The following is an 18,222-nucleotide window of genomic DNA, read 5'->3' on the forward strand; positions in this document are numbered from 1 at the left end:
TCAGTGCGCCGGGTAGGACGCGACTTCGATCAGGTTGCCGTCCGGATCGCGGCAGTAGACCGACGTCATCGGCCCCAGCGCGCCGGTGCGGTGCACCGGCCCGGCCTCCACGGGCACGTGGTGCGCCAGCCAGTGCGCGATCACGCTCTCGGGCGAATTGCGCGTGATGAAGCACAGGTCGTCGCTGCCGGAGGTGGGACGCGCGCCCGTGAACCACGCCACGGTGTCGGTGCCGAGCGGGCGCAGGTTGATCTTCTGCTGGCCGAAGCGCAGCGAGACCCGCTTGCCGGTGCGCGAGTCGAAATCCTCGCGCGTCATGCCGAGCACGCTCTCGTACCACGCGGCGCTGGCCTCGACGTCCTTCACGTTGAGGACGATGTGGTCGAAGCGGTCTATCACGATGCTCATCATGTGCCTCTCGAAAGCGCGCGCGCCACGGGCGCGGCGGTAGCGGGGAAAGCACGTACTTTACACCCGGCCCGCGGCCGGCGCCGGCGCGCTGGCCCGGCCCCGGCCGCTTGTGATAAGGTTTCGCGGCAAGGCTGCCATGCGCGCCGGTCGCGCGCATCGAGACGGCCAGACCCGGCCAGGCCGGGATCCAGAACAGGAGACCAGCCGCCATGAGCAGCCCGCTTGCCCGCCACGCCGCGACACCATCCGACGACCAGGAGCGCGCCTCCCTGCTGGCCCGCGCGCACGCGCGCTCGCTCGGCTTCGGCCTCGAAGCCGCCCACGCGGGGGATTTCCATCCGCTGCCGCAGCGCGCGCTGCACGAACTGGTCGACGCCAGCCAGATGCTGTACAAGCACGCGCTGCCGGTGATGGAAACGCTTCATGCGCAGATCGCCGGCACCGACAGCATGGTGCTGCTCACCGACAGCGGCGGCGTGATCCTGCACAGCCTCGGCGACAGCGAGTTCGCCGAGCGCGCCCGGCGCGTGGCGCTGGCGCCGGGCGTGTCGTGGGCGGAGTCGAGCAAGGGCACCAACGCCATCGGCACCGCGCTGGCCGAGGCCCGCCCCGCCGTGGTCCACGCCGGTGAGCATTTCCTGCGCGCCAACCGGCTGCTGACCTGCTCGTGCGCGCCCATCGCCGGGCCCCACGGCGAGATCCTCGGCGCGCTCGACGTCAGCGGCGACCACCGCGGCTTCCACAAGCACACGATGGCGCTGGTGCGGATGTCGGCGCAGATGATCGAGAACCACCTGTTCGCCACGCATTTCACCGAAGGCGCGCTGGTGCGCTTCCATGCCAGGCCGGAGTTCGTCGGCACGCTGTTCGAAGGCATGGCCGCGTTCGCGCCCGACGGCACCTTCCTCGCCGCCAACCGCAGCGGGCTGTTCCAGCTCGGGCTGTCGCCGGGCATGCTGGACCGGCAGGACTTCGCCACGCTGTTCGGCATGCCGCTCGGCGCCGCGCTGCAGCGCGGCGGCGCGGACAGCGGGCAGTTGCTCACCCTCACGCTGCCGAGCCGCGTGCACGTATTCGCGCGCACCGCGCCGCTGCTGCCCGCGCGCCGCGCGGCGCCGCCCGCCGCGCCGCCGCGCCAGGCCTCGCCGCTGGCCGCGCTGGACACCGGCGACGCGCGCATGGCCGCCGTGCTGCAGCGCGTGGAGAAGGTGCGCGGGCGCGACATCCCGATCCTGATCCTCGGCCGCACCGGCACCGGCAAGGAATGGCTGGCGCGCGCCATCCACCGCGCCTCGCCGCGCGGCGAGGCGCCGTTCGTGGCGGTCAACTGCGCGTCGATTCCCGAATCGCTGATCGAGGCGGAACTGTTCGGCTACGAGGACGGCGCCTTCACCGGCGCGCGCCGGCGCGGCAGCCCCGGCAAGCTGGTGCAGGCGCACGGCGGCACGCTGTTCCTCGACGAGATCGGCGACATGCCGCTGGCGCAGCAGGTGCGGCTCATGCGCGTGCTGCAGGAGCGCGCGGTCACGCCGCTGGGAGCCGCGCGCGCGGTCCCGGTGGACCTGCGCATTATCTGCGCCACCCACCGCGACCTGCGCGCGATGATCGCCGCCGGCACCTTCCGCGAAGACCTCTACTACCGCATCAACGCGCTGGCGGTCACGCTGCCGGCGCTGCGCGAGCGCACCGACCTGCCGGTGCTGGTGGCGCGCATCCTGGCGCAGCAGCTCGCGCCGTGCGAGGCCGCGCACGGCGGCGGCGCGCACCCGCTGCGCGTGTCGGGCGAGGTGATGGCGCGCTTCCAGCGCCATCCGTGGCCGGGCAACCTGCGGCAGATGGTCAACGTGCTGCGCACCGCCGCGATCATGGCCGAAGGCGAGGACGAGATCGGGCTGGCGCATCTGCCGGAGGATTTCCTCGACGAGCCGGCCGCGGTTGCCCCGCTCGCCGCGTCCTCCGCGTCTTCCGCGCCCGCCGCGCCGTGCGGCGCGGCCGCCCCGCTGCGCGATGCCGAGGCCGGCCTGATCCGCCAGGCGCTGGCCCGGCATGCCGGCAACGTCAGCCTGGCCGCGCGCGAGCTTGGCGTGTCGCGCAACACCATCTACCGAAGGCTGAAGCAGGGCGGCTAGGATCCTCGGCAAGATCCTGGCCCGGAAGCGGGTTTTTCTTCGGGCTGGCGGCCATCGCGTCCGTCGCCCGGATTGCGGGTACGCCGCCGGCCATCAGCCGCCCGTCAGCCGGCCGCCACCTCGCCGAGCACCGCGTCCAGCGTGTCCGCCAGCAGGTCCGCCTGCGCGGCGCTGAACACCATTGGCGGCCGGATCTTGAGGATGCTGGCGTGCGGGCCGGTGGTGCCGACCAGCACGCCGCGCCGCCGCAGTTCGTTGACGACGCGCGCGGCCAGCGCGGTGGCGGGCGTCTTGCGCGCGTCCGCGACCAGCTCCACGCCGACGAACAGCCCCGCGCCGCGCACTTCGCCGACCGGCGCGTGGCGCCGCGCGAGCTGGCGCAGCCGGCCGCGCAGGTGCTCGCCCACGCGCCGCACGCTGGCGCCCAGCTGCTCGCGCTCGATCACGTCCAGCACCGCCATGCCCGCCGCCACCGCCACCGGGTTGCCGCCGAAGGTGTTGAAGTAGCGGCACCGGCGGCCGAACGCGGCCAGCACCTCGGGGCGCGCGGCCAGGCCGGCCAGCGGGTGGCCGTTGCCCATCGGCTTGCCCACGGTGACGATGTCCGGCACCAGGCCGTGGCGCTGGAAGCCCCAGAAATGATCACCGGTGCGGCCCAGCCCGGGCTGCACCTCGTCGGCGATGAAGATGCCGCCGGCGGCGCGCACGGCCGCCACGGCCTCGGCCAGGAAGCCGGGCGGGTCGGTGAAGATGCCGTCGCTGGAGAACACCGTGTCGACCAGCAGGGCGGCGGGGCGCATGCCGTGGGCGCGCAGGTCCCCGATGGCCGCGCGCACGCCGTCGGCGAAGGCCGCGCCGATCTGCCCGGGGGTGCCGCGGTAGCTGTCCGGCGCGGGCACCGTGCGCACGCGCTCGCCCAGCGTGACGTACTGCCCGAGCGAGGGCGATGCCTCGGCGAGCGCCTCGGTCACGCCGTGATAGGCGAAGCGCGTGACGATCAGCCCTTCGTGGCTGGTGTGGGCGCGCGCGATGCGCATGGCCAGGTCGTTGGCCTCGCTGCCGGTGCAGGTGAACATGGCGTGGCCGAGCGCGTCCGGCATGGTGGACAGCAGGCGCTCGGCGTAGTCGAGGATGCCGTCGTGCAGGTAGCGCGTGTGCGTGTTCAGCACGGCCGCCTGGCGCGCGATGGCTTCCACCACGTGCGGATGGCAGTGGCCGACCGCGGCCACGTTGTTGTAGGCGTCCAGGTAGCGCCGGCCCGCGGCGTCGTACAGCCAGGCGCCTTCGCCGCGCACCACGTGCAGCGGCTCCTCGTAGAACAGGCGGTAGGCCGGCCCGAGCACGCGCGCGCGGCGTGCCAGCAGGGCGGCGGTGCCGGGGTCGGCCGGGGCGGTGGTCATCTCGTTCCTTGTCGGTTGCGTGGTGTGCGCGTTCACGCCATGCCGCAGGCGCGGCGCAGCGCCGCGCGGGCCTGCGCGGCGCCGATGGCATCGCAGGCCGCCAGCCGCGCCCACGACACCGCGTTGTTGCGCAGCAGGTAGTCGGCGTTGTCCGGCTGGCGCGCGGCGCGCCAGCCGCTGATGGCCACCACCATGACCAGGCGCGCCTGCACCAGGTCGAACAGCACGTCGATCTCCTCCGCGCGCAGCGGCAGCACCGCGTGGTAGGCGGCGACGAAGCCGGCCAGCGTGGCCAGCGTGTCGGCGGCGGGATCGACCTGGTAGGCGGCGGCCACGGCCAGGTCGTCGACCAGCGGCGCGTGCACCATGTCGCCGAAGTCGAGGATGCCGGCGATGCGGTCGTGGTCGTGCGGGTCGACCAGCAGGTTGTAGATGTTGAAGTCGTTGTGGATGGGCTGGGCGCGCAGCGCGGGCAGGCGCGGCTTGACCTGCGCGTCGAAGCGGTCGAGCGCGCGCAGGGCCAGCGCGCGCCGCGCCGGATCGGCCACGCTGCCGAGCAGGCCGCGCACGCGGTCGGCGCGCTGGATGTCCCACGGCAGCGCCAGCGCGCCGGCGGGGTGGCGGAACTCGCGCAGCGCCAGGTCCAGCCGCGCCAGCATGCGCGCCAGCGCGCGCGCCTGCTCCGGCGAGCGCCGCGCCTTGGGCAGCGGCAGGCCCGGCAGGTAGCTGAACAGGCGCACCACGCGGGCCTCGCCGGCCGGCGCCTCGGCCAGGAAGGAAGGGGCGCCGTCGCGCGTCGGCACGATGCGCTGCACCGGCAGCGCCGGGTCGGCGCGCGCCACGTGCAGCAGGGCCTGGGTCTGGAAATCCGCCACCAGCGGGGTTTCCGCCGGGTGGGAGATCTTGAGCATGTAGCGCGCGGGCTCGCCCGCGCCGGCCGGCGTCTCCAGCAGGAAGTTGCGGTCGCGCTCGCCGGTGAGCGCGCTCAGGCTGCCGGCCAGCCCGTAGTGCCGGGCCAGCAGCGCGCGCGCCCACGCCAGCGGCGCCTCGGGCGAGCCCGCTTCGAGCACGCCGATTTCCGGTACGCCGGCTTCGGGCAGCGCGGCCGCCGCCGCGCTCATGCCGCCCCCGCGAAGCCGCGCAGCGCGCTCGACAGGTTGGGGCCGAGGTCGTCGGACAGGTAGCCGCCTTCCTGCACCAGCACGGTGGGCAGGCCGAGCCGGGCGATCTCGGCGGTGATGCGGGCGAAGCCCGGCGTGGTCACGGCGAGCGCCTGGTACGGGTCGCGCTCGTGCGCGTCCAGCCCCAGCGCCACCACCAGCGCGCCGGGCGCGTAGGCGCGGATGGTGGCGCAGGCCTCGGCCAGCGCGGCCAGGTAGGCGTCGTCGCCGGTGCCGCGCGCCAGCGGCAGGTTGAGGTTGTAGCCCAGCCCCTCGCCTTCGCCGCGCTCGTGCGCGTGGCCGGTGAAGAACGGCGTGAACAGGCGCGGGTCGCCGTGCAGCGACACCGTCAGCACGTCGCTGCGGCGGTAGAAGATGCCCTGCGTGCCGTTGCCGTGGTGCATGTCGATGTCGAGGATGGCCACGCGCGCGTGGAACTGGCGCAGGTGCTGGGCGGCGATGGCGCAGTTGTTCAGGTAGCAGAAGCCGTTGGCGCGGTCGACGTAGGCATGGTGGCCGGGCGGGCGGCACAGCGCGTAGGCGGCGCGCTCGCCGTCGGCCACCAGCTGGGCGGCGTGGGCCGCGGCGTTGGCCGCGCCGGTGGCGGCGCGCCAGGTGTCGGGGCCGATCGAGCAGGCGGTGTCGCCCATGTGGAAGCCGGCCTGGCCGACCACGCTGTCCGGATAGGTGCAGGGCTGGCCCGGAAACGGGTGGATGTTGGGCAGCACCTCCTCGGAGGCGTCGGGCAATTGCCGCCAGCGCGCGTAGGCGGTTTCCAGGAAGCGCAGGTATTCCGGCGTGTGGACCGCCGCGCGCGGGCCGGCGCCGAGGTCGGGCGGCGCGATCACTTCGTGGCCGTCGGCGCGCGCGGCCGCCAGCAGGCGCAGCGCGCGCTCGGGCTGCTCGTTGCTGCGCTGCATGCGGCCGCGCACGATGAAGGCGCGCGGATCGTGCGCCAGGTGATGATCGCTGTAGACGACTTTCATGGGGTTGGCTCCATCTGCGGCGCCTCGGCGGCGCCCTGCTTTTGCATGAACACGGCCCGCACGCGCACGCGGGCATCCTCGATGTGCAGGCGCAGCGCCGCCGCCGCGGCGGCTTCGTCGCGCCGCGCCAGCGCCTCGACGATCGGGCGGTGGGTCTCGGCCACGGCTCTGGGATCGTGGTAGACGCTGTCGATCAGCGCCACGATCATGCGGATCTCGGTCTGCATGTGCGAGAACACGCGGTGCAGGTAGGCGTTGCCGGACAGCTCGCAGATCGCGGTATGGAAGGCCAGGTCGCGCGCCACGCGCTCGATCTGCGGCAGCGACTCGGCCTCCTGCACCATGCGCTCGACCATCTCGCCGAGCAGCTGCAGGCCGGCCTCGGGCGCGTGGCGGCAGGCCAGTTGCGCGGCCATCGTCTCCAGGTTCAGGCGCACCGCGAACAGGTCGTCGATCTCGCGCGCGGTCACGGTGCGCACGGCAAAGCCGTGGCGCGGGCGCGAGACCAGCACGCCCTGGCGCTCCAGCCGGCGCGCGGCCTCGCGCACCGGCGCGCGGCTGACGTTCATGCGGCGCGCGATGTCGGCCTCGACGATGCGGCTGCCGGGCGGCAGGCGGCCTTCCACGATGGCCTGGGTGAGCTGGGCTTCCACCGCCGCCACCAGGTCGGAGACTTCGATGGAGGCGAACGGCGAGGCCGGCTCCTGCGGCGGGGTCGACGGCTTGGTCATGATCTCGATCCTTCGGTGTCCGGCATGGCCACGCCGCCGGCGGGCCGGCCGCGCCAGGCCAGATAGCCGCCCGACAGCACGATCAGCACGATGCCGCCCAGCGCCACGGCGTCGGGCGCGCGCTGGAAGACGAAGGTGCTGATCAGCACGGCGAGCAGCAGTTGAAAATAGTTGAGCGGCGCCAGCGTGGAGGCCGACACGCGGCGGAACGCGGCCAGCAGCAGCATCTGCGCCGCGCCGCTGCAGGCGCCGCCGGCGGTCATCAGCAGCAGCTCGCCGGCCGGCGGCAGGGTCGCGGGCAACAGCAGCAGCGCCGGCACGCCGGTTGCCAGCAGGCAGATCAGCGCGGTCCACGCGTACATGGTGGCGCCCGCCACCTGGCCGGCCAGTTGCCGCGTCAGCAGCTGGAACAGCGCGTAGCACACGGCCGACACGATCATCAGCGCGGTGCCCAGCGCGGGCAGGTCGCCGCCCGGGCGCACGATCAGCAGCATGCCGGCGAAGCCCGCCAGCACCGCGCCCCACTGCGCGCGCCCGACGTGCTCGCCGAGCAGCGCCGGCGACAGCGCCACCATCATCAGCGGCGCGGTGAAGTAGATCGCGGTGGCCTCGGCCAGCGGCATCTGCACCAGCGCCGCCATGAAGCAGGTGGCGACGATGGCCAGCGCCAGCCCGCGCGCCAGCAGCCGCCACCGGCACGGCGTGCGCCACAGCCGCAGGTCGCCCTGGCGCAGCAGCCACGCGAGCGCGATGGCGCTGACGCTGAGGTAGCGCGCCAGGTTCATCAGCGACGGCGGGTTGCCGCGCATCAGCATCCACTTGCAGAAGGCGTCGTAGGTGGCGAACGCCACCAGCGCGCAGAAGAACAGCGCGATGCCGTCGCGGCGCGCGCGGGCCGGGCAAGCCGGCAGCGCGCCGGCGGCGCCCGGTGCCGGGGCGGTGGCGGCGGTGGCGGGGGTGGGCATCAGCGCGGGGCCAGGCGCGGGCACGTCATGCCGCGCTCCCGCCGTGCCCGTGCTCGCGCTCGAAGGCCGTCATGGCCTGGTCGAAGCGCGCGAACAGCTCGTCGAGCTGCGCGGCGGTGATGATCAGCGGCGGGCAGAAGGCGATGGTGTCGCCCATCGCGCGCACGATCAGGCCGGCTTCCTGCGCCAGTTGCGCTAGCCGCGCGCCGGCCTTGCGGGCCGGGTCGAAGGCGCGGCGCGCGGCCGGGTCCTCGGCCAGCTCGATGGCGCCGATCAGGCCCACGCCGCGCGCCTCGCCCACCAGCGGCCGTCCGGCGTAGCCGCGCAGCAATTGCTGGAAGCGCGGCGCGAGCTCGCGCACGTGCGCGAGCAGGTGCTCTTCCTCGTAGACCCGCAGCGTTTCCAGCGCCACCGCGGCGGCGACCGGATGGCCGGAATAGGTGAAGCCGTGCCCGAAGGTGCCGATCCTGCCGCTGTTGGCGGCCAGCGCCTCGTGCACGGATTCCGTGACCATCACCGCCGAGATCGGCATGTAGCCCGAGGAAAGCGCCTTGGCGCAGGTCAGGATGTCGGGCCGCATGCCGAACGTGGTGGAGCCGAACATCTCGCCGGTGCGGCAGAAGCCGCAGATCACCTCGTCGGCGATCAGCAGCACGTCGTGCCGGCGCAGCACCGCCTGGATCTCCTCGAAGTAGGTGGCCGGCGGCACGATCACGCCGCCCGCGCCCATCACCGGCTCGGCGATGAAGGCGCCCACCGTCTCCGGCCCTTCGGCCAGGATCAGCGCCTCGAGCTCCCGCGCCAGCCGGCGCGCGAAGTCCTGCTCGCTCTCGCCGGGCGCGCCCTCGCGGTAGTGGTGCGGGCAGGCCGTGCGCAGGATGCGGTCGATGGGCAGGTCGAAATCGCGGTGGTTGGCCTGCAGCCCGCTCAGGCTGGCCGCGGCCACGGTCACGCCGTGGTAGGCGTTGCGGCGCGCGATGATCTTCTTCTTGGCCGGCTTGCCGATGGCGTTGTGGTAGTACCAGACCAGCTTGGCGGCGGTGTCGTTGGCCTCCGAGCCGGAGTTGGCGAAGAACACCTTGGACATCGGCACCGGCGCCAGCGACAGCAGCTTCTCCGCCAGCAGGATGGCGGGCGGATTCGAGCGGTGGTTGAAGGTGTGGTAGTAGGGCAGCGTGCGCATGGCCGCCACGCCGGCTTCGACCACGCGCGCGTGGCTGAAGCCGAGCGACGCGCACCACAGGCCGGACATGCCCTCCAGGTAGCGGCGGCCCTGGTCGTCCTCGACGTAGACGCCGTCGCCGCGGGCGATCACGAGCGGCCCCACGTCGGGGTGGGCGGCGAGATTGGTGAAGGGGTGCAGGTGCGCGGCGATGTCGCTGGCGGCAAGGCCGGCGTGCGGGGGCAGGGCGACGTTCATGTCAGGTGGGGTCCGGGGTCGGCGTTGGTATCGGTATCGGTATCGGTATCGGGAGATCGGTGGCGGCGCGTCTCAGTAGCCCAGCTGCGGGTCCACCGCCATCGCCGGGCGCTGGCCGCGCCGCAGCTGCGCCAGGTTGTCCAGGGTCTGGCGCGCGATGGCGGCGGCTTCGGTGCGCGCGGCGATGTGCGGCGTCACCACCACGCGCGGATGATGCCAGAACGGATGGCCGGCGGGCAGCGGTTCCTGTGCGAAGGCATCCAGCGTGGCCGCGCCCAGCGTGCCGTCGTCCAGCGCGCGCAGCAGGTCGGCTTCGACCAGGTGGCTGCCGCGGCCGACGTTGACCACGTGCGCGCCGCGCGGCAGCCGGGCGAACACCGCGGCGTTGAGGAAGCCCTGCGTCTGCGCGGTCAGCGGCAGCAGGCACACCAGCGTGTCGCAGCCGGCCAGGAAGGCGTCGAGCCCGTCCGGGCCGTGGAAGGACTCGACGCCGGCCGGCAGGCCGGCCTTGGGGCCGCGGCTCCAGCCGCGCACGCCGTAGCCCACCGCCAGCAGCGCCCGCGCGCAGGCTACGCCGAGCGTGCCCAGCCCGGCGATGCCGACGCGGTGGCGCGCCGGCGGCACGATGGGCTGCTCCTGCCACCGCCGCGCGGCGGCGCTGTTCAGGTAGGCGCCCATCGCGCGCTGCCGGTGGATCACCGCCCAGGTCACATAGGCCGTCATGGTGCCGGCCATGTCGGTATCGACGATGCGGCACAGCGCCGGTTCGCGCGGCAGCTCGGGGTCGGTGTGGAAGTGGTCGATGCCGGCGCCGAGCGACTGCACCAGGCGCAGGCGCGGCATGGCGGCGAGCACGCCGGGCGGCGGATACCAGCACACCGCGGCCTCGATCTCGCCGAGCGCGCCGAGGCTCTCCGGCGTGCTGCCCAGGCGCAGGTCCACCCCGGGCAGCAGCGCGCGGAAGGCCGCGGCCAGGTAGTGCATGTCGAGCACGCTGCTGAGCAGGGCGATGCAGGGCGGCTTGCCGGCGCCGCCGGCCGCGATCTCCGTCGGCTGCGCGCTCATGCGTAGCCTCCCGCGCCGCTGGCGCGCAGGCCGCCCGGCGCGAAACCGTCGGCGGCAGCGGGTATCGGCATGGCTGGCGGCGCCGGCTGCGCGGCCGGCGCGGCCTCGCGCGCCAGGCGCGGGATGGCCTCGATCAGCTTGCGCGTGTAGGCGTGCGCCGGCGCGTCGAGCACGCGCGCGGTGGCGCCGTATTCCACCACCTCGCCGCGCTGCATCACGGCGATCTGGTCGCACATCTGCGCGGCCACGCGCAGGTCGTGGGTGATGAAGACCATCGCCAGCTGGAACTGCTCGCGCACCTGGGCGAACAGTTCCAGCACCTGCGCCTGCACCGAGACGTCGAGCGCGGAGACCGGCTCGTCCGCCACCAGCAGCTCCGGCTGCATGGCCAGCGCGCGCGCGATGCCGATGCGCTGGCGCTGGCCGCCGGAGAACTCGTGCGGGTAGCGCTCGGCGGCCTCGGGCCCCAGGCCCACCAGCTTGAGCAGCGCCAGCGTGCGCGCGTGCGCCTCGGCGCGCGGCACGCCCTGGGCGATGGGGCCGGAGGCGATGGCCGCGCCGATGCGGTGGCGCGGGTTGAGCGAGGCGTAGGGATCCTGGAACACCATCTGGATCTTGCCGCCCGAGCGCTGCAGCAGGCCGCTGCCCTGCGACAGGTTGCGCCCGTTGAAGAGGATGCGGCCGCTGTCGAACGGCGCCAGGCCGACGATGCAGCGGCCCAGCGTGGACTTGCCCGAGCCGGATTCGCCCACCAGCCCCAGCGTCTGCCCGCGCAGCAGCTCCAGGTTGATGTTGCGCGCGGCGGGCACTTCGCGCGGGGGCCTGAACAGGCCGCCGCCGCTGCGGTAGGTCTTGCACAGGTCCTGCACCTGCAGCACGCGGTGGAATTCGGCGCCGTCCCCGGGCGCGCGCGCCTGGCCGCCCGGGATGGCGGCCAGCAGCTTGCGCGTGTAGGCGTGCCGCGGCGCGCCCAGTACCTGCGCGGCCGGGCCGGCCTCGACGATGGTGCCGGTCTGCATCACCGCCACCTGGTCGGCGATCTCGGACACCACGCCGAAATCGTGGGTGATGAACAGCACCGCCATGCCGCGCTTGCGCTGCAGCTCGCGGATCAGCTGCAGGATCTGCGCCTGGGTGGTGACGTCGAGCGCGGTGGTGGGCTCATCGGCGATCAGCAGGCGCGGCTGCAGCGCCATCGCGCAGGCGATCATCACGCGCTGGCGCTGGCCGCCGGACAGGCGGAACGGGAAGCTGTCGTAGAGCAGCCCGGGATCGGGCAGGCCCACGTCGGCCAGCGCGCCGACGATGCGCCGGCGCTTCTCGGCGGCGCCCAGGCTCTGGTGCGCGTCGAACACCTCGGCGATCTGCTCGCCGATGCGCATGACCGGGTTGAGCGCGGTCATGGGCTCCTGGAACACCATGCCGATCTGCTGGCCGCGCAGCTCGCGCAGGGCCGGCTCGCCGAGCTGCAGCAGGTCGCGCCCCCCGAACAGGATGCGGCCGGCCACCGGCTCCACGTGCGGGCGCGGCAGCAGGCCCATCACCGCGTTGGCGATCATCGATTTGCCCGAGCCGGATTCGCCCACCACGCACAGGGTCTGGCCCGCGTGCAGGGTCAGCGAGGCATCGGTGACGGCCAGCGCGCGGTCGCCGCCGGCCGGCAGGCGGATGCTGAGGTTCTGGATGTCGAGCACCGGGCTCGTGGCGGGGCCGTTCATCGTCCCCTCCCGCCCAGGCGCGTGTTGAGCGCGTCGTTGAGGCCCTCGCCGACCATGTTCAGCGCCAGCACCGTCAGCAGGATGGCCAGGCCCGGGAACACCGCCATCCACCAGGCCTGGCGCAGCACCGTGCGCGCCGAGCCCACCATGTAGCCCCAGCTCATGTGGTTGGGGTCGCCCAGGCCGAGGAAGCTCAGGCTCGATTCCAGCAGGATCGCCGTGGCCACCATCAGCGAGGCCATCACCACGATCGGCGAGGCGGCGTTGGGCAGGATCTGCGCCACGATGATGCGCAGCGTCGACTGCCCCGCCAGTTGCGCCGCGGCGACGAAATCGCGCTGGCGCAGCGACAGGAACTCGCTGCGCACCAGGCGCGCCACCGGCGGCCACGACACGACGGCGATGGCGCTGACGATGGAGGCGACGGACGGCTCGAAGATGGCCACCAGCACCAGCGCCAGCGCGAAGCTCGGCACCGCCTGGAACAGCTCGGTGAAGCGCATCAGCGCGGCGTCGATCCAGCCGCCGAAATAGCCGGCGATGGCGCCCAGCGTCACGCCGATCGCCAGCGAGACCACGGTCGAGACCACGCCGATCAGCAGCGAGATGCGCGCGCCGTGGATCACGCCGGCCAGGATGTCGCGGCCCATCGTGTCGGTGCCGAGCGCGAAGCCGGCTTCCTGCATGGGATGGAGGAAGGGCTGCTGCACCATGTCCCACGGATCGTGGCCGGCCAGCAGCGGGCCGAACAGCGCCAGCACCGCGATGCACGCCATCACCAGCAGGCCGAGCAGGGCCGCCTTGTTGCGGCAGAAGCGCCGCCAGAATGTGTTTTTCATTGCATCTCGATCCGTGGGTCGACCAGGGTGTAGACGAAATCCGTGATCAGGTTGAACACGACCGCCATCGCGGCGGTGACCAGGAAGCAGCCCAGCAGCAGGTTGTAGTCGCGCTGCAGCAGCGCGTCGAACATCAGGCGGCCGATGCCGGGCCAGGCGAACACGGTCTCGGTCAGCACCGCGCCGCCGATCATGCCGCCGGCCTGGATGCCGGCCAGCGTCACCACCGGCAGCAGCGCGTTGCGCAGGATGTGCGCGCGCTGGATCCGTCCCGGGCGCACGCCCTTGGCGCGCGCGGTCTTGACGAAGTCCATCTGCGCCACTTCCAGCATCGAGGCGCGCGTCATGCGCGCGTACACGGCCATGTAGAACAGCGCCAGCGTCAGCGCGGGCAGTACCAGGTGCGCGGCCACGTCGGCCACGCGCGCCAGCCCGTGCAGGTCGGCGCCCACGGTGAAGTAGCCGAAGCCGGGCAGCCATTCGAGCTGCACCGAGAACAGCAGCACCGCCATCATCGCCAGCCAGTACAGCGGCGTGGCGTAGAACACCAGGGCGAAGGTGGTGATGGCGCTGTCGGTCCAGCTGCCGGCGCGCCGGCTGGCCCACGCCCCCAGCGCCACGCCGAACAGCACCGAGAGCAGGAAGGCGCTGCCGGTCAGCAGCAGCGTGGCCGGCAGGCGGTCCAGGATCAGCTTCAGCACCGGCTGCTGCTGGCGGTAGCTGTAGCCCAGGTCCAGCTGCGCCACGTGCAGCAGGTAGTTGCCGAGCTGCTGCGGCAGCGGCTGGTCCAGGCCGAACTGCGCGCGCAGCTGCGCCACGAACTGCGGGTCGGAGGCGCCGGCCTCGCCGGCCATGACCGAGACCGGATCGCCGGGCGCGGCGCGGATCAGCAGGAAATTGACGGTGGCGATCACCAGGATGGCGAGCACGCCCTGGACCACCCGGTTGAGCATGCGCTGGGTACGACTCATGGCTTCCCCCTCGAACAGGAACGCGCCGCCATCACGCCAGCCAGGCGCGGCCGAGGCCGTCGTTCAGGCCGATGCCGGAATTGATCGGGTTGTTGACGCGGCTGCGGTACAGCGTGGGGAAGTTCAGCTCGTGCATCCACACCACCGGCATTTCGTCGAGCAGGATCTTCTGCACGTCGCGGTAGAGCGCCGCGCGCCGGGCCGGGTCCATCTCGCGCGCGCCGGCCTGGAACAGTTCGTCCACGCGGGCGTTGCGGTAGCCCTCCACGTTGTTGAAGGGCGAGCCCTGGGCGATGTTGTCCGAGGTGTAGTTGCGCGCCACGCCCAGCGCGGGGTCGCCGTACTGGTAGACGTAGGTGAAGGCGAGGTCGTAGTCCCACTTGTTGAGGCGCTCGCCCCAGCCGGCCACGTCGGTCGGCGTCATCTCGATCTTGACGCCGGCCTGCAGCAGGTTCTGCCGCACGATCTCCGCCGAGCGGGTCCAGGTCTCGCCGTAGGGCAGCGGCAGCAGGCGCAGCGCCTCGCCCTTGTAGCCCGACTCGGCCAGCAGCGCCTTGGCCCTGGCGAGGTCGCGCGGGTATTTGGCGACGTCGGTGCTGTAGTACTTGATGTGGCTGTTGAAGGGGCCGATGGCGGTCCTGGCGTAGCCCTGCCAGGCTACCTTGGCGATGGCGTCGCGGTCGATGGCGAAGGCCAGCGCCTGGCGGAACTTGACGTTGTCCATCGGCGCGCGGCGGTTGTTGACCCACAGCCACGAGTGCGGCGCGAAGAACTCCCAGCCCTTGGTGGTGACCTGCACGCCGGGCAGCTTGGCCAGCCGCGCCACGTCGAAGTATTCCACCGCGCCGCCCGGCACCAGGTCCACCTTGCCGGACTCGAACGCCGCCGCGCGCGCGGCCGCGTCGGGGATCACGTGGAAATAGACCGAGTCCACCAGCGGCACGTCGGGCAGGTGATAGTGCTCGTTGCGCACCAGCTGGATGTAGGAGCCGCGCACCCACTCCTTGAACTTGAGCGGGCCGGTGCCGATCGGGGTGGCGTTGGCCGGGTTGGTCAGGAAATCGGTTCCCTCGTAGATGTGCTTCGGCACCATCGGCATCGAGCCCACCTCGAAGATGCCGAGGAAGGGGCCGAACGGGTACTTGAGCTTGAACTCCACCGTGTACGGGTCCACCGCGCGGATGGTTTCCACCGCGGCCAGGTTGGCGCGCAGGCGGGCGTGGGTCTTGCGCAGGAACACGTCGGCGGAGAACACCACGTCGGCGGCGGTAAACGGCTTGCCGTCGTGCCAGGTCACGTTGCGCTTGAGCTTGAAGGTGTACAGCGTGCCGGCCGGGTTGACCGTCCAGGACGTGGCCAGCGCCGGCTGCGGGTCCAGCTTCTCGTCGTAGCGCAGCAGGCCCTCGTAGATATTGCCGGAGATCAGCTGGGTCGGGCCGTTCTGGGTGATGCCGATCATCAGCCCGGACGGCTCGGGCTGCACCAGCGCGTTGATCACGCCTCCCTTCTTGCCCTGCGCAAGCACGTGCAAGGGCACGCCCGCGAGCGACAGCCCCGCGGTGGCAACACCCATCTTGATCAGTTGGCGACGATTCATGGCGAGACTCTCCTGGGGCTAGGGATGTGTGGGTCAGGCAAGAAGGGAAAAACGGGGCGAAGCGCCGGCGCCGGGTCGCCGGCGTTCAGCCGCTGGTGTCCAGCCGCTGGCGCTCAGTCGCGGAACGAAGGCGCGGCGGCCGGCTCCAGCCGGCGCAGCAGCGCGCGCCATTCGCGCGCGTAGGGATCGGGCGCGCCCGGCAGGCGGTTGGTGTCGCCGCTTTCGTACTGGCGCGCGGTCTTTTCGCGGACCGCCTCGGGTACCGGGTATTCCGGCTGCCCGCTGGACTGGATCGCCACCTGCACGCGGCAGGCGCGCTCCAGGTTGTGCATCAGGATGAAGGCCTCCGCCACGCTGCGGCCCAGCGTGAGCAGGCCGTGGTTGCGCAGGATCAGCGCGCGCTTGTCCGGGCCGAGGTCGGCCACCAGCCGCTCGCGCTCGTCGAGGTCCAGCGCGATGCCCTCGAAGTCGTGATAGGCCACGCGCTCGTGGAACTGTAGCGCCCACTGGTTCGACGGCTTGAGGCCGCACGCCAGCGAGGACACCGCCACGCCCGCCACCGTGTGGGTGTGCAGCACGCAGGCCGCGTCGTGGCGCGCGGCGTGCACCGCGCTGTGGATGGTGAAGCCGGCGGGGTTGACGTCGCAGCCCGGCGGCGCGCTGATGATGCGGCCCTCCAGGTCGATGCACACCAGCGACGACGCCGTGATGTCGCGGAACAGCGTGCCGAACGGATTGATCAGGAAACGGTCCTCGGTGCCGGGCACGCGCGCCGAGATGTGGGTGTAGATGCTGTCGTCCATGCCGTACAGCGCGACCAGGCGGTAGGCGGCGGCGAGATCCTCGCGCACGCGCTGCTCCGCCGCGGAGATGGTCGCAACCGTGGCCGCAGCCGCGGCCTGGATGTGGAGGGAGGGGACCGTGTTGCCCATGTTTTCTGTCCTTTGGCTAGGCGTGGATAGGCGCCATCGGTGGCGCGCTGATCTGGTTGCCAACTGTCGACAGCCGGCAGTCGTCGCCGATACGCAAAGTTCAGGCCATGCCGGCCGGGACTCGGGCAAGGCGCCGCGAGCCGGTGGCAACTGTTTGATTTATCAGGGATTTACTCGGGCGAGGCGGGCGGCATGCACGCGCGTGGGGCGGCGCGCGCATGCCCGAGGCTGGCGCGCGGCGGCATGCCGGGCCCGGCATTGGGGAGCGATGCACGAGAGATGCGCCGGTCGGGATGCACCGATTGGTGCGTGTCGTGGCGCAAGGGACGCGCGGGACGGGGTGCCCGCGTGGCGGCGATGCGTGGCGCAGGCGCCGCGCCGCCGTGCGCCACGGATTGGCTGGCGGCTCAGTCTTCGTGCTCCAGCCGCGCCGCCTCCTCGTCGCTGAACAATTCCGAGCGCGTCAGGAAGCGCAGGCCGGTCGGCCCTTCCAGCGAGAACATGCCGCCGGAGCCGGGCACGGCGTCGATCACCAGCCGCGTGTGCTGCCAGTACTCGAATTGCGCGCGCGTCATGTAGAACGGCACGCCGCCGATTTCGCCCAGGCGGACGTCGGCCTCGCCGAGGATCAGCTCGCCGGCCGGGTAGCACATCGGCGCGCTGCCGTCGCAGCAGCCGCCGGACTGGTGGAACATCAGCTCGCCGTGCTGCGCGCGCAGGCGCTCGATCAGCGCCAGCGCGGCGGGCGTGGCGACCACGCGCCGCACGGCGCCGGTGGGGATGGCTTCGGACATGGGGGCGCTCCTTGCCGGGTCGGGATGCTCAGCTTGCGGCGAAGTCCATCACCACGCGGCCTTCGATGTCGCCGGCGCGCATGCGCGTGAAGATGTCGTTGATCTTCTCCAGCGGCGCGGTGGAGACCGTGGCCTTGACCGCGCCGTGCGCGGCGAAGTCCAGCGATTCCTGCAGGTCGCTGCGGGTGCCGACGATGGAGCCGCGGATGGTGATGCCCTTGAGCACCACGTCGAAGATCGGCGTGGGGAAGTCGCCCGGCGGCAGGCCGTTGAGGGCGATGGTGCCGCCGCGCCGCACCATGCCGATGGCCTGGCCGAATGCCTTGGGCGACACCGCCGTCACCAGCGCGCCGTGGGCGCCGCCGATTTCCTTCTGCAGGTAGGCCACCGGATCGGTGGTGCGCGCGTTGACGGTGACTTCGGCGCCGAGCTTGCGCGCCAGCTCGAGCTTCTTGTCGTCGATGTCCACGGCCGCCACGCGCATGCCCATCGCGCGCGCGTACTGCACGGCCACGTGGCCGAGGCCGCCGATGCCGGAGATGACCACCCACTGGCCCGGGCGCGTCTCGGTGACTTTCAGGCCCTTGTAGACGGTCACGCCGGCGCACAGGATCGGCGCGATCTCGACGAAGTCCACGCTGTCGGGCAGCAGGCCGACGTAGTTGGGGTCGGCCACCACGTATTCGCCGTAGCCGCCGTTGACGGAGTAGCCGGTGTTCTGCTGCTTCTCGCACAGCGTTTCCCAGCCTTGCAGGCAGTGCTCGCAATAGCCGCAGGCGCTGTACAGCCACGGCACGCCGACGCGGTCGCCTTCCTTGACGCGCGTGACGCCCGCGCCCACGGCGGAGACGTAGCCCACGCCTTCGTGGCCGGGAATGAAGGGCAGGGTGGGTTTGACGGGCCAGTCGCCTTCGGCGGCGTGCAGGTCGGTGTGGCAGACGCCGGAGGCTGCGATCTTGACCTGGATCTGTCCGCGGCCGGGCTCGGGCACGGGGACTTCATCGATCGTGAGCGGGGCGCCGAATTCGCGCACCACGGCGGCTTTCATCATCGCTGTCATGTGTCGACTCCTGAAGCTGATTCGGTTGGCGGTCGCGCCCGCCG

16 protein-coding genes are annotated in these 18,222 nt (G+C 72.4%); 1 reads left to right on the plus strand and 15 read right to left on the minus strand.

The features are described 5' to 3' along the window. Positions 1 to 408, minus strand: a complete 408-nt coding sequence (locus ACWTPI_RS22720) for a VOC family protein (protein WP_029043832.1) — start codon at positions 406 to 408, stop codon at positions 1 to 3. Positions 409 to 620: 212 nt separating this feature from the next. On the opposite strand from ACWTPI_RS22720, the gene ACWTPI_RS22725 reads away from it, so the two are divergent. Then, complete coding sequence (locus tag ACWTPI_RS22725) at positions 621 to 2,540, plus strand: sigma-54-dependent Fis family transcriptional regulator (RefSeq protein ID WP_454732783.1); 1,920 nt, start codon at positions 621 to 623, stop codon at positions 2,538 to 2,540. Between the two features lie 104 nt (positions 2,541 to 2,644). On the opposite strand, the gene ACWTPI_RS22730 is transcribed toward ACWTPI_RS22725, so the two are convergent. The 14 genes from ACWTPI_RS22730 to adhP all read right to left on the minus strand — a co-directional run bounded on the left by ACWTPI_RS22730 (position 2,645) and on the right by adhP (position 18,178). Continuing rightward, on the minus strand, positions 2,645 to 3,940 hold the full coding sequence (locus ACWTPI_RS22730) for an aspartate aminotransferase family protein (RefSeq protein WP_454732784.1): 1,296 nt from the start codon (positions 3,938 to 3,940) through the stop codon (positions 2,645 to 2,647). Between the two features lie 32 nt (positions 3,941 to 3,972). Then, positions 3,973 to 5,061 carry a phosphotransferase gene (locus ACWTPI_RS22735; protein ID WP_454732785.1) on the minus strand — a complete coding sequence of 363 codons (1,089 nt, stop codon included), beginning with the start codon at positions 5,059 to 5,061 and terminating at the stop codon, positions 3,973 to 3,975. Next, positions 5,058 to 6,086 carry a histone deacetylase family protein gene (locus ACWTPI_RS22740; protein ID WP_454732786.1) on the minus strand — a complete coding sequence of 343 codons (1,029 nt, stop codon included), beginning with the start codon at positions 6,084 to 6,086 and terminating at the stop codon, positions 5,058 to 5,060. The genes ACWTPI_RS22735 and ACWTPI_RS22740 overlap by 4 nt, the downstream gene beginning before the upstream one ends. Then, positions 6,083 to 6,817 (minus strand): GntR family transcriptional regulator, encoded by a 735-nt coding sequence (locus ACWTPI_RS22745; protein WP_059413810.1) that lies wholly within the window; start codon positions 6,815 to 6,817, stop codon positions 6,083 to 6,085. The genes ACWTPI_RS22740 and ACWTPI_RS22745 overlap by 4 nt, the downstream gene beginning before the upstream one ends. Further along, complete coding sequence (locus ACWTPI_RS22750; RefSeq protein ID WP_454732787.1) at positions 6,814 to 7,782, minus strand: DMT family transporter; 969 nt, start codon at positions 7,780 to 7,782, stop codon at positions 6,814 to 6,816. Before ACWTPI_RS22750 ends, ACWTPI_RS22745 begins: the two co-directional genes overlap by 4 nt. A gap of 25 nt (positions 7,783 to 7,807) precedes the next feature. After that, positions 7,808 to 9,202, minus strand: coding sequence for an aspartate aminotransferase family protein (locus tag ACWTPI_RS22755; protein ID WP_454732788.1), 1,395 nt, complete (start codon positions 9,200 to 9,202; stop codon positions 7,808 to 7,810). Between the two features lie 72 nt (positions 9,203 to 9,274). Further along, positions 9,275 to 10,267 carry a 2-hydroxyacid dehydrogenase gene (locus ACWTPI_RS22760; RefSeq protein WP_454732789.1) on the minus strand — a complete coding sequence of 331 codons (993 nt, stop codon included), beginning with the start codon at positions 10,265 to 10,267 and terminating at the stop codon, positions 9,275 to 9,277. Beyond that, complete coding sequence (locus tag ACWTPI_RS22765) at positions 10,264 to 11,985, minus strand: ABC transporter ATP-binding protein (protein ID WP_454732790.1); 1,722 nt, start codon at positions 11,983 to 11,985, stop codon at positions 10,264 to 10,266. The genes ACWTPI_RS22760 and ACWTPI_RS22765 overlap by 4 nt, the downstream gene beginning before the upstream one ends. After that, positions 11,982 to 12,824, minus strand: coding sequence for an ABC transporter permease (locus ACWTPI_RS22770; protein WP_454732791.1), 843 nt, complete (start codon positions 12,822 to 12,824; stop codon positions 11,982 to 11,984). Before ACWTPI_RS22770 ends, ACWTPI_RS22765 begins: the two co-directional genes overlap by 4 nt. Then, positions 12,821 to 13,795 (minus strand): ABC transporter permease, encoded by a 975-nt coding sequence (locus tag ACWTPI_RS22775; RefSeq protein WP_059413800.1) that lies wholly within the window; start codon positions 13,793 to 13,795, stop codon positions 12,821 to 12,823. The genes ACWTPI_RS22770 and ACWTPI_RS22775 overlap by 4 nt, the downstream gene beginning before the upstream one ends. Positions 13,796 to 13,826: 31 nt before the next feature. Next, on the minus strand, positions 13,827 to 15,392 hold the full coding sequence (locus ACWTPI_RS22780; protein ID WP_454732792.1) for an ABC transporter substrate-binding protein: 1,566 nt from the start codon (positions 15,390 to 15,392) through the stop codon (positions 13,827 to 13,829). A 113-nt stretch (positions 15,393 to 15,505) separates the two neighbouring features. Further along, complete coding sequence (locus tag ACWTPI_RS22785; protein WP_059413796.1) at positions 15,506 to 16,324, minus strand: class II aldolase/adducin family protein; 819 nt, start codon at positions 16,322 to 16,324, stop codon at positions 15,506 to 15,508. Between the two features lie 407 nt (positions 16,325 to 16,731). Beyond that, positions 16,732 to 17,118, minus strand: coding sequence for a DUF779 domain-containing protein (locus ACWTPI_RS22790; RefSeq protein WP_020204054.1), 387 nt, complete (start codon positions 17,116 to 17,118; stop codon positions 16,732 to 16,734). A gap of 28 nt (positions 17,119 to 17,146) precedes the next feature. After that, a complete protein-coding gene (gene adhP / locus ACWTPI_RS22795) occupies positions 17,147 to 18,178 on the minus strand; it encodes an alcohol dehydrogenase AdhP (protein ID WP_029043829.1) in 1,032 nt (343 codons plus the stop codon). Positions 18,179 to 18,222 lie beyond the last annotated feature (44 nt).

The organism is Cupriavidus ulmosensis (assembly GCF_977008105.1).

Bases quoted from the DNA above. Each gene is read 5' to 3' on its own strand.
- adhP (WP_029043829.1), bottom strand. From the start codon at position 18,178: ATGACAGCGATGATGAAAGCCGCCGTGGTGCGCGAATTCGGCGCCCCG.
- ACWTPI_RS22730 (WP_454732784.1), bottom strand. From the start codon at position 3,940: ATGACCACCGCCCCGGCCGACCCCGGCACCGCCGCCCTGCTGGCACGC.
- ACWTPI_RS22745 (WP_059413810.1), bottom strand. From the start codon at position 6,817: ATGACCAAGCCGTCGACCCCGCCGCAGGAGCCGGCCTCGCCGTTCGCC.
- ACWTPI_RS22755 (WP_454732788.1), bottom strand. From the start codon at position 9,202: ATGAACGTCGCCCTGCCCCCGCACGCCGGCCTTGCCGCCAGCGACATC.
- ACWTPI_RS22720 (WP_029043832.1), bottom strand. From the start codon at position 408: ATGAGCATCGTGATAGACCGCTTCGACCACATCGTCCTCAACGTGAAG.
- ACWTPI_RS22735 (WP_454732785.1), bottom strand. From the start codon at position 5,061: ATGAGCGCGGCGGCGGCCGCGCTGCCCGAAGCCGGCGTACCGGAAATC.
- ACWTPI_RS22765 (WP_454732790.1), bottom strand. From the start codon at position 11,985: ATGAACGGCCCCGCCACGAGCCCGGTGCTCGACATCCAGAACCTCAGC.
- ACWTPI_RS22780 (WP_454732792.1), bottom strand. From the start codon at position 15,392: ATGAATCGTCGCCAACTGATCAAGATGGGTGTTGCCACCGCGGGGCTG.
- ACWTPI_RS22790 (WP_020204054.1), bottom strand. From the start codon at position 17,118: ATGTCCGAAGCCATCCCCACCGGCGCCGTGCGGCGCGTGGTCGCCACG.
- ACWTPI_RS22785 (WP_059413796.1), bottom strand. From the start codon at position 16,324: ATGGGCAACACGGTCCCCTCCCTCCACATCCAGGCCGCGGCTGCGGCC.
- ACWTPI_RS22775 (WP_059413800.1), bottom strand. From the start codon at position 13,795: ATGAGTCGTACCCAGCGCATGCTCAACCGGGTGGTCCAGGGCGTGCTC.
- ACWTPI_RS22750 (WP_454732787.1), bottom strand. From the start codon at position 7,782: ATGCCCACCCCCGCCACCGCCGCCACCGCCCCGGCACCGGGCGCCGCC.
- ACWTPI_RS22770 (WP_454732791.1), bottom strand. From the start codon at position 12,824: ATGAAAAACACATTCTGGCGGCGCTTCTGCCGCAACAAGGCGGCCCTG.
- ACWTPI_RS22760 (WP_454732789.1), bottom strand. From the start codon at position 10,267: ATGAGCGCGCAGCCGACGGAGATCGCGGCCGGCGGCGCCGGCAAGCCG.
- ACWTPI_RS22725 (WP_454732783.1), top strand. From the start codon at position 621: ATGAGCAGCCCGCTTGCCCGCCACGCCGCGACACCATCCGACGACCAG.
- ACWTPI_RS22740 (WP_454732786.1), bottom strand. From the start codon at position 6,086: ATGAAAGTCGTCTACAGCGATCATCACCTGGCGCACGATCCGCGCGCC.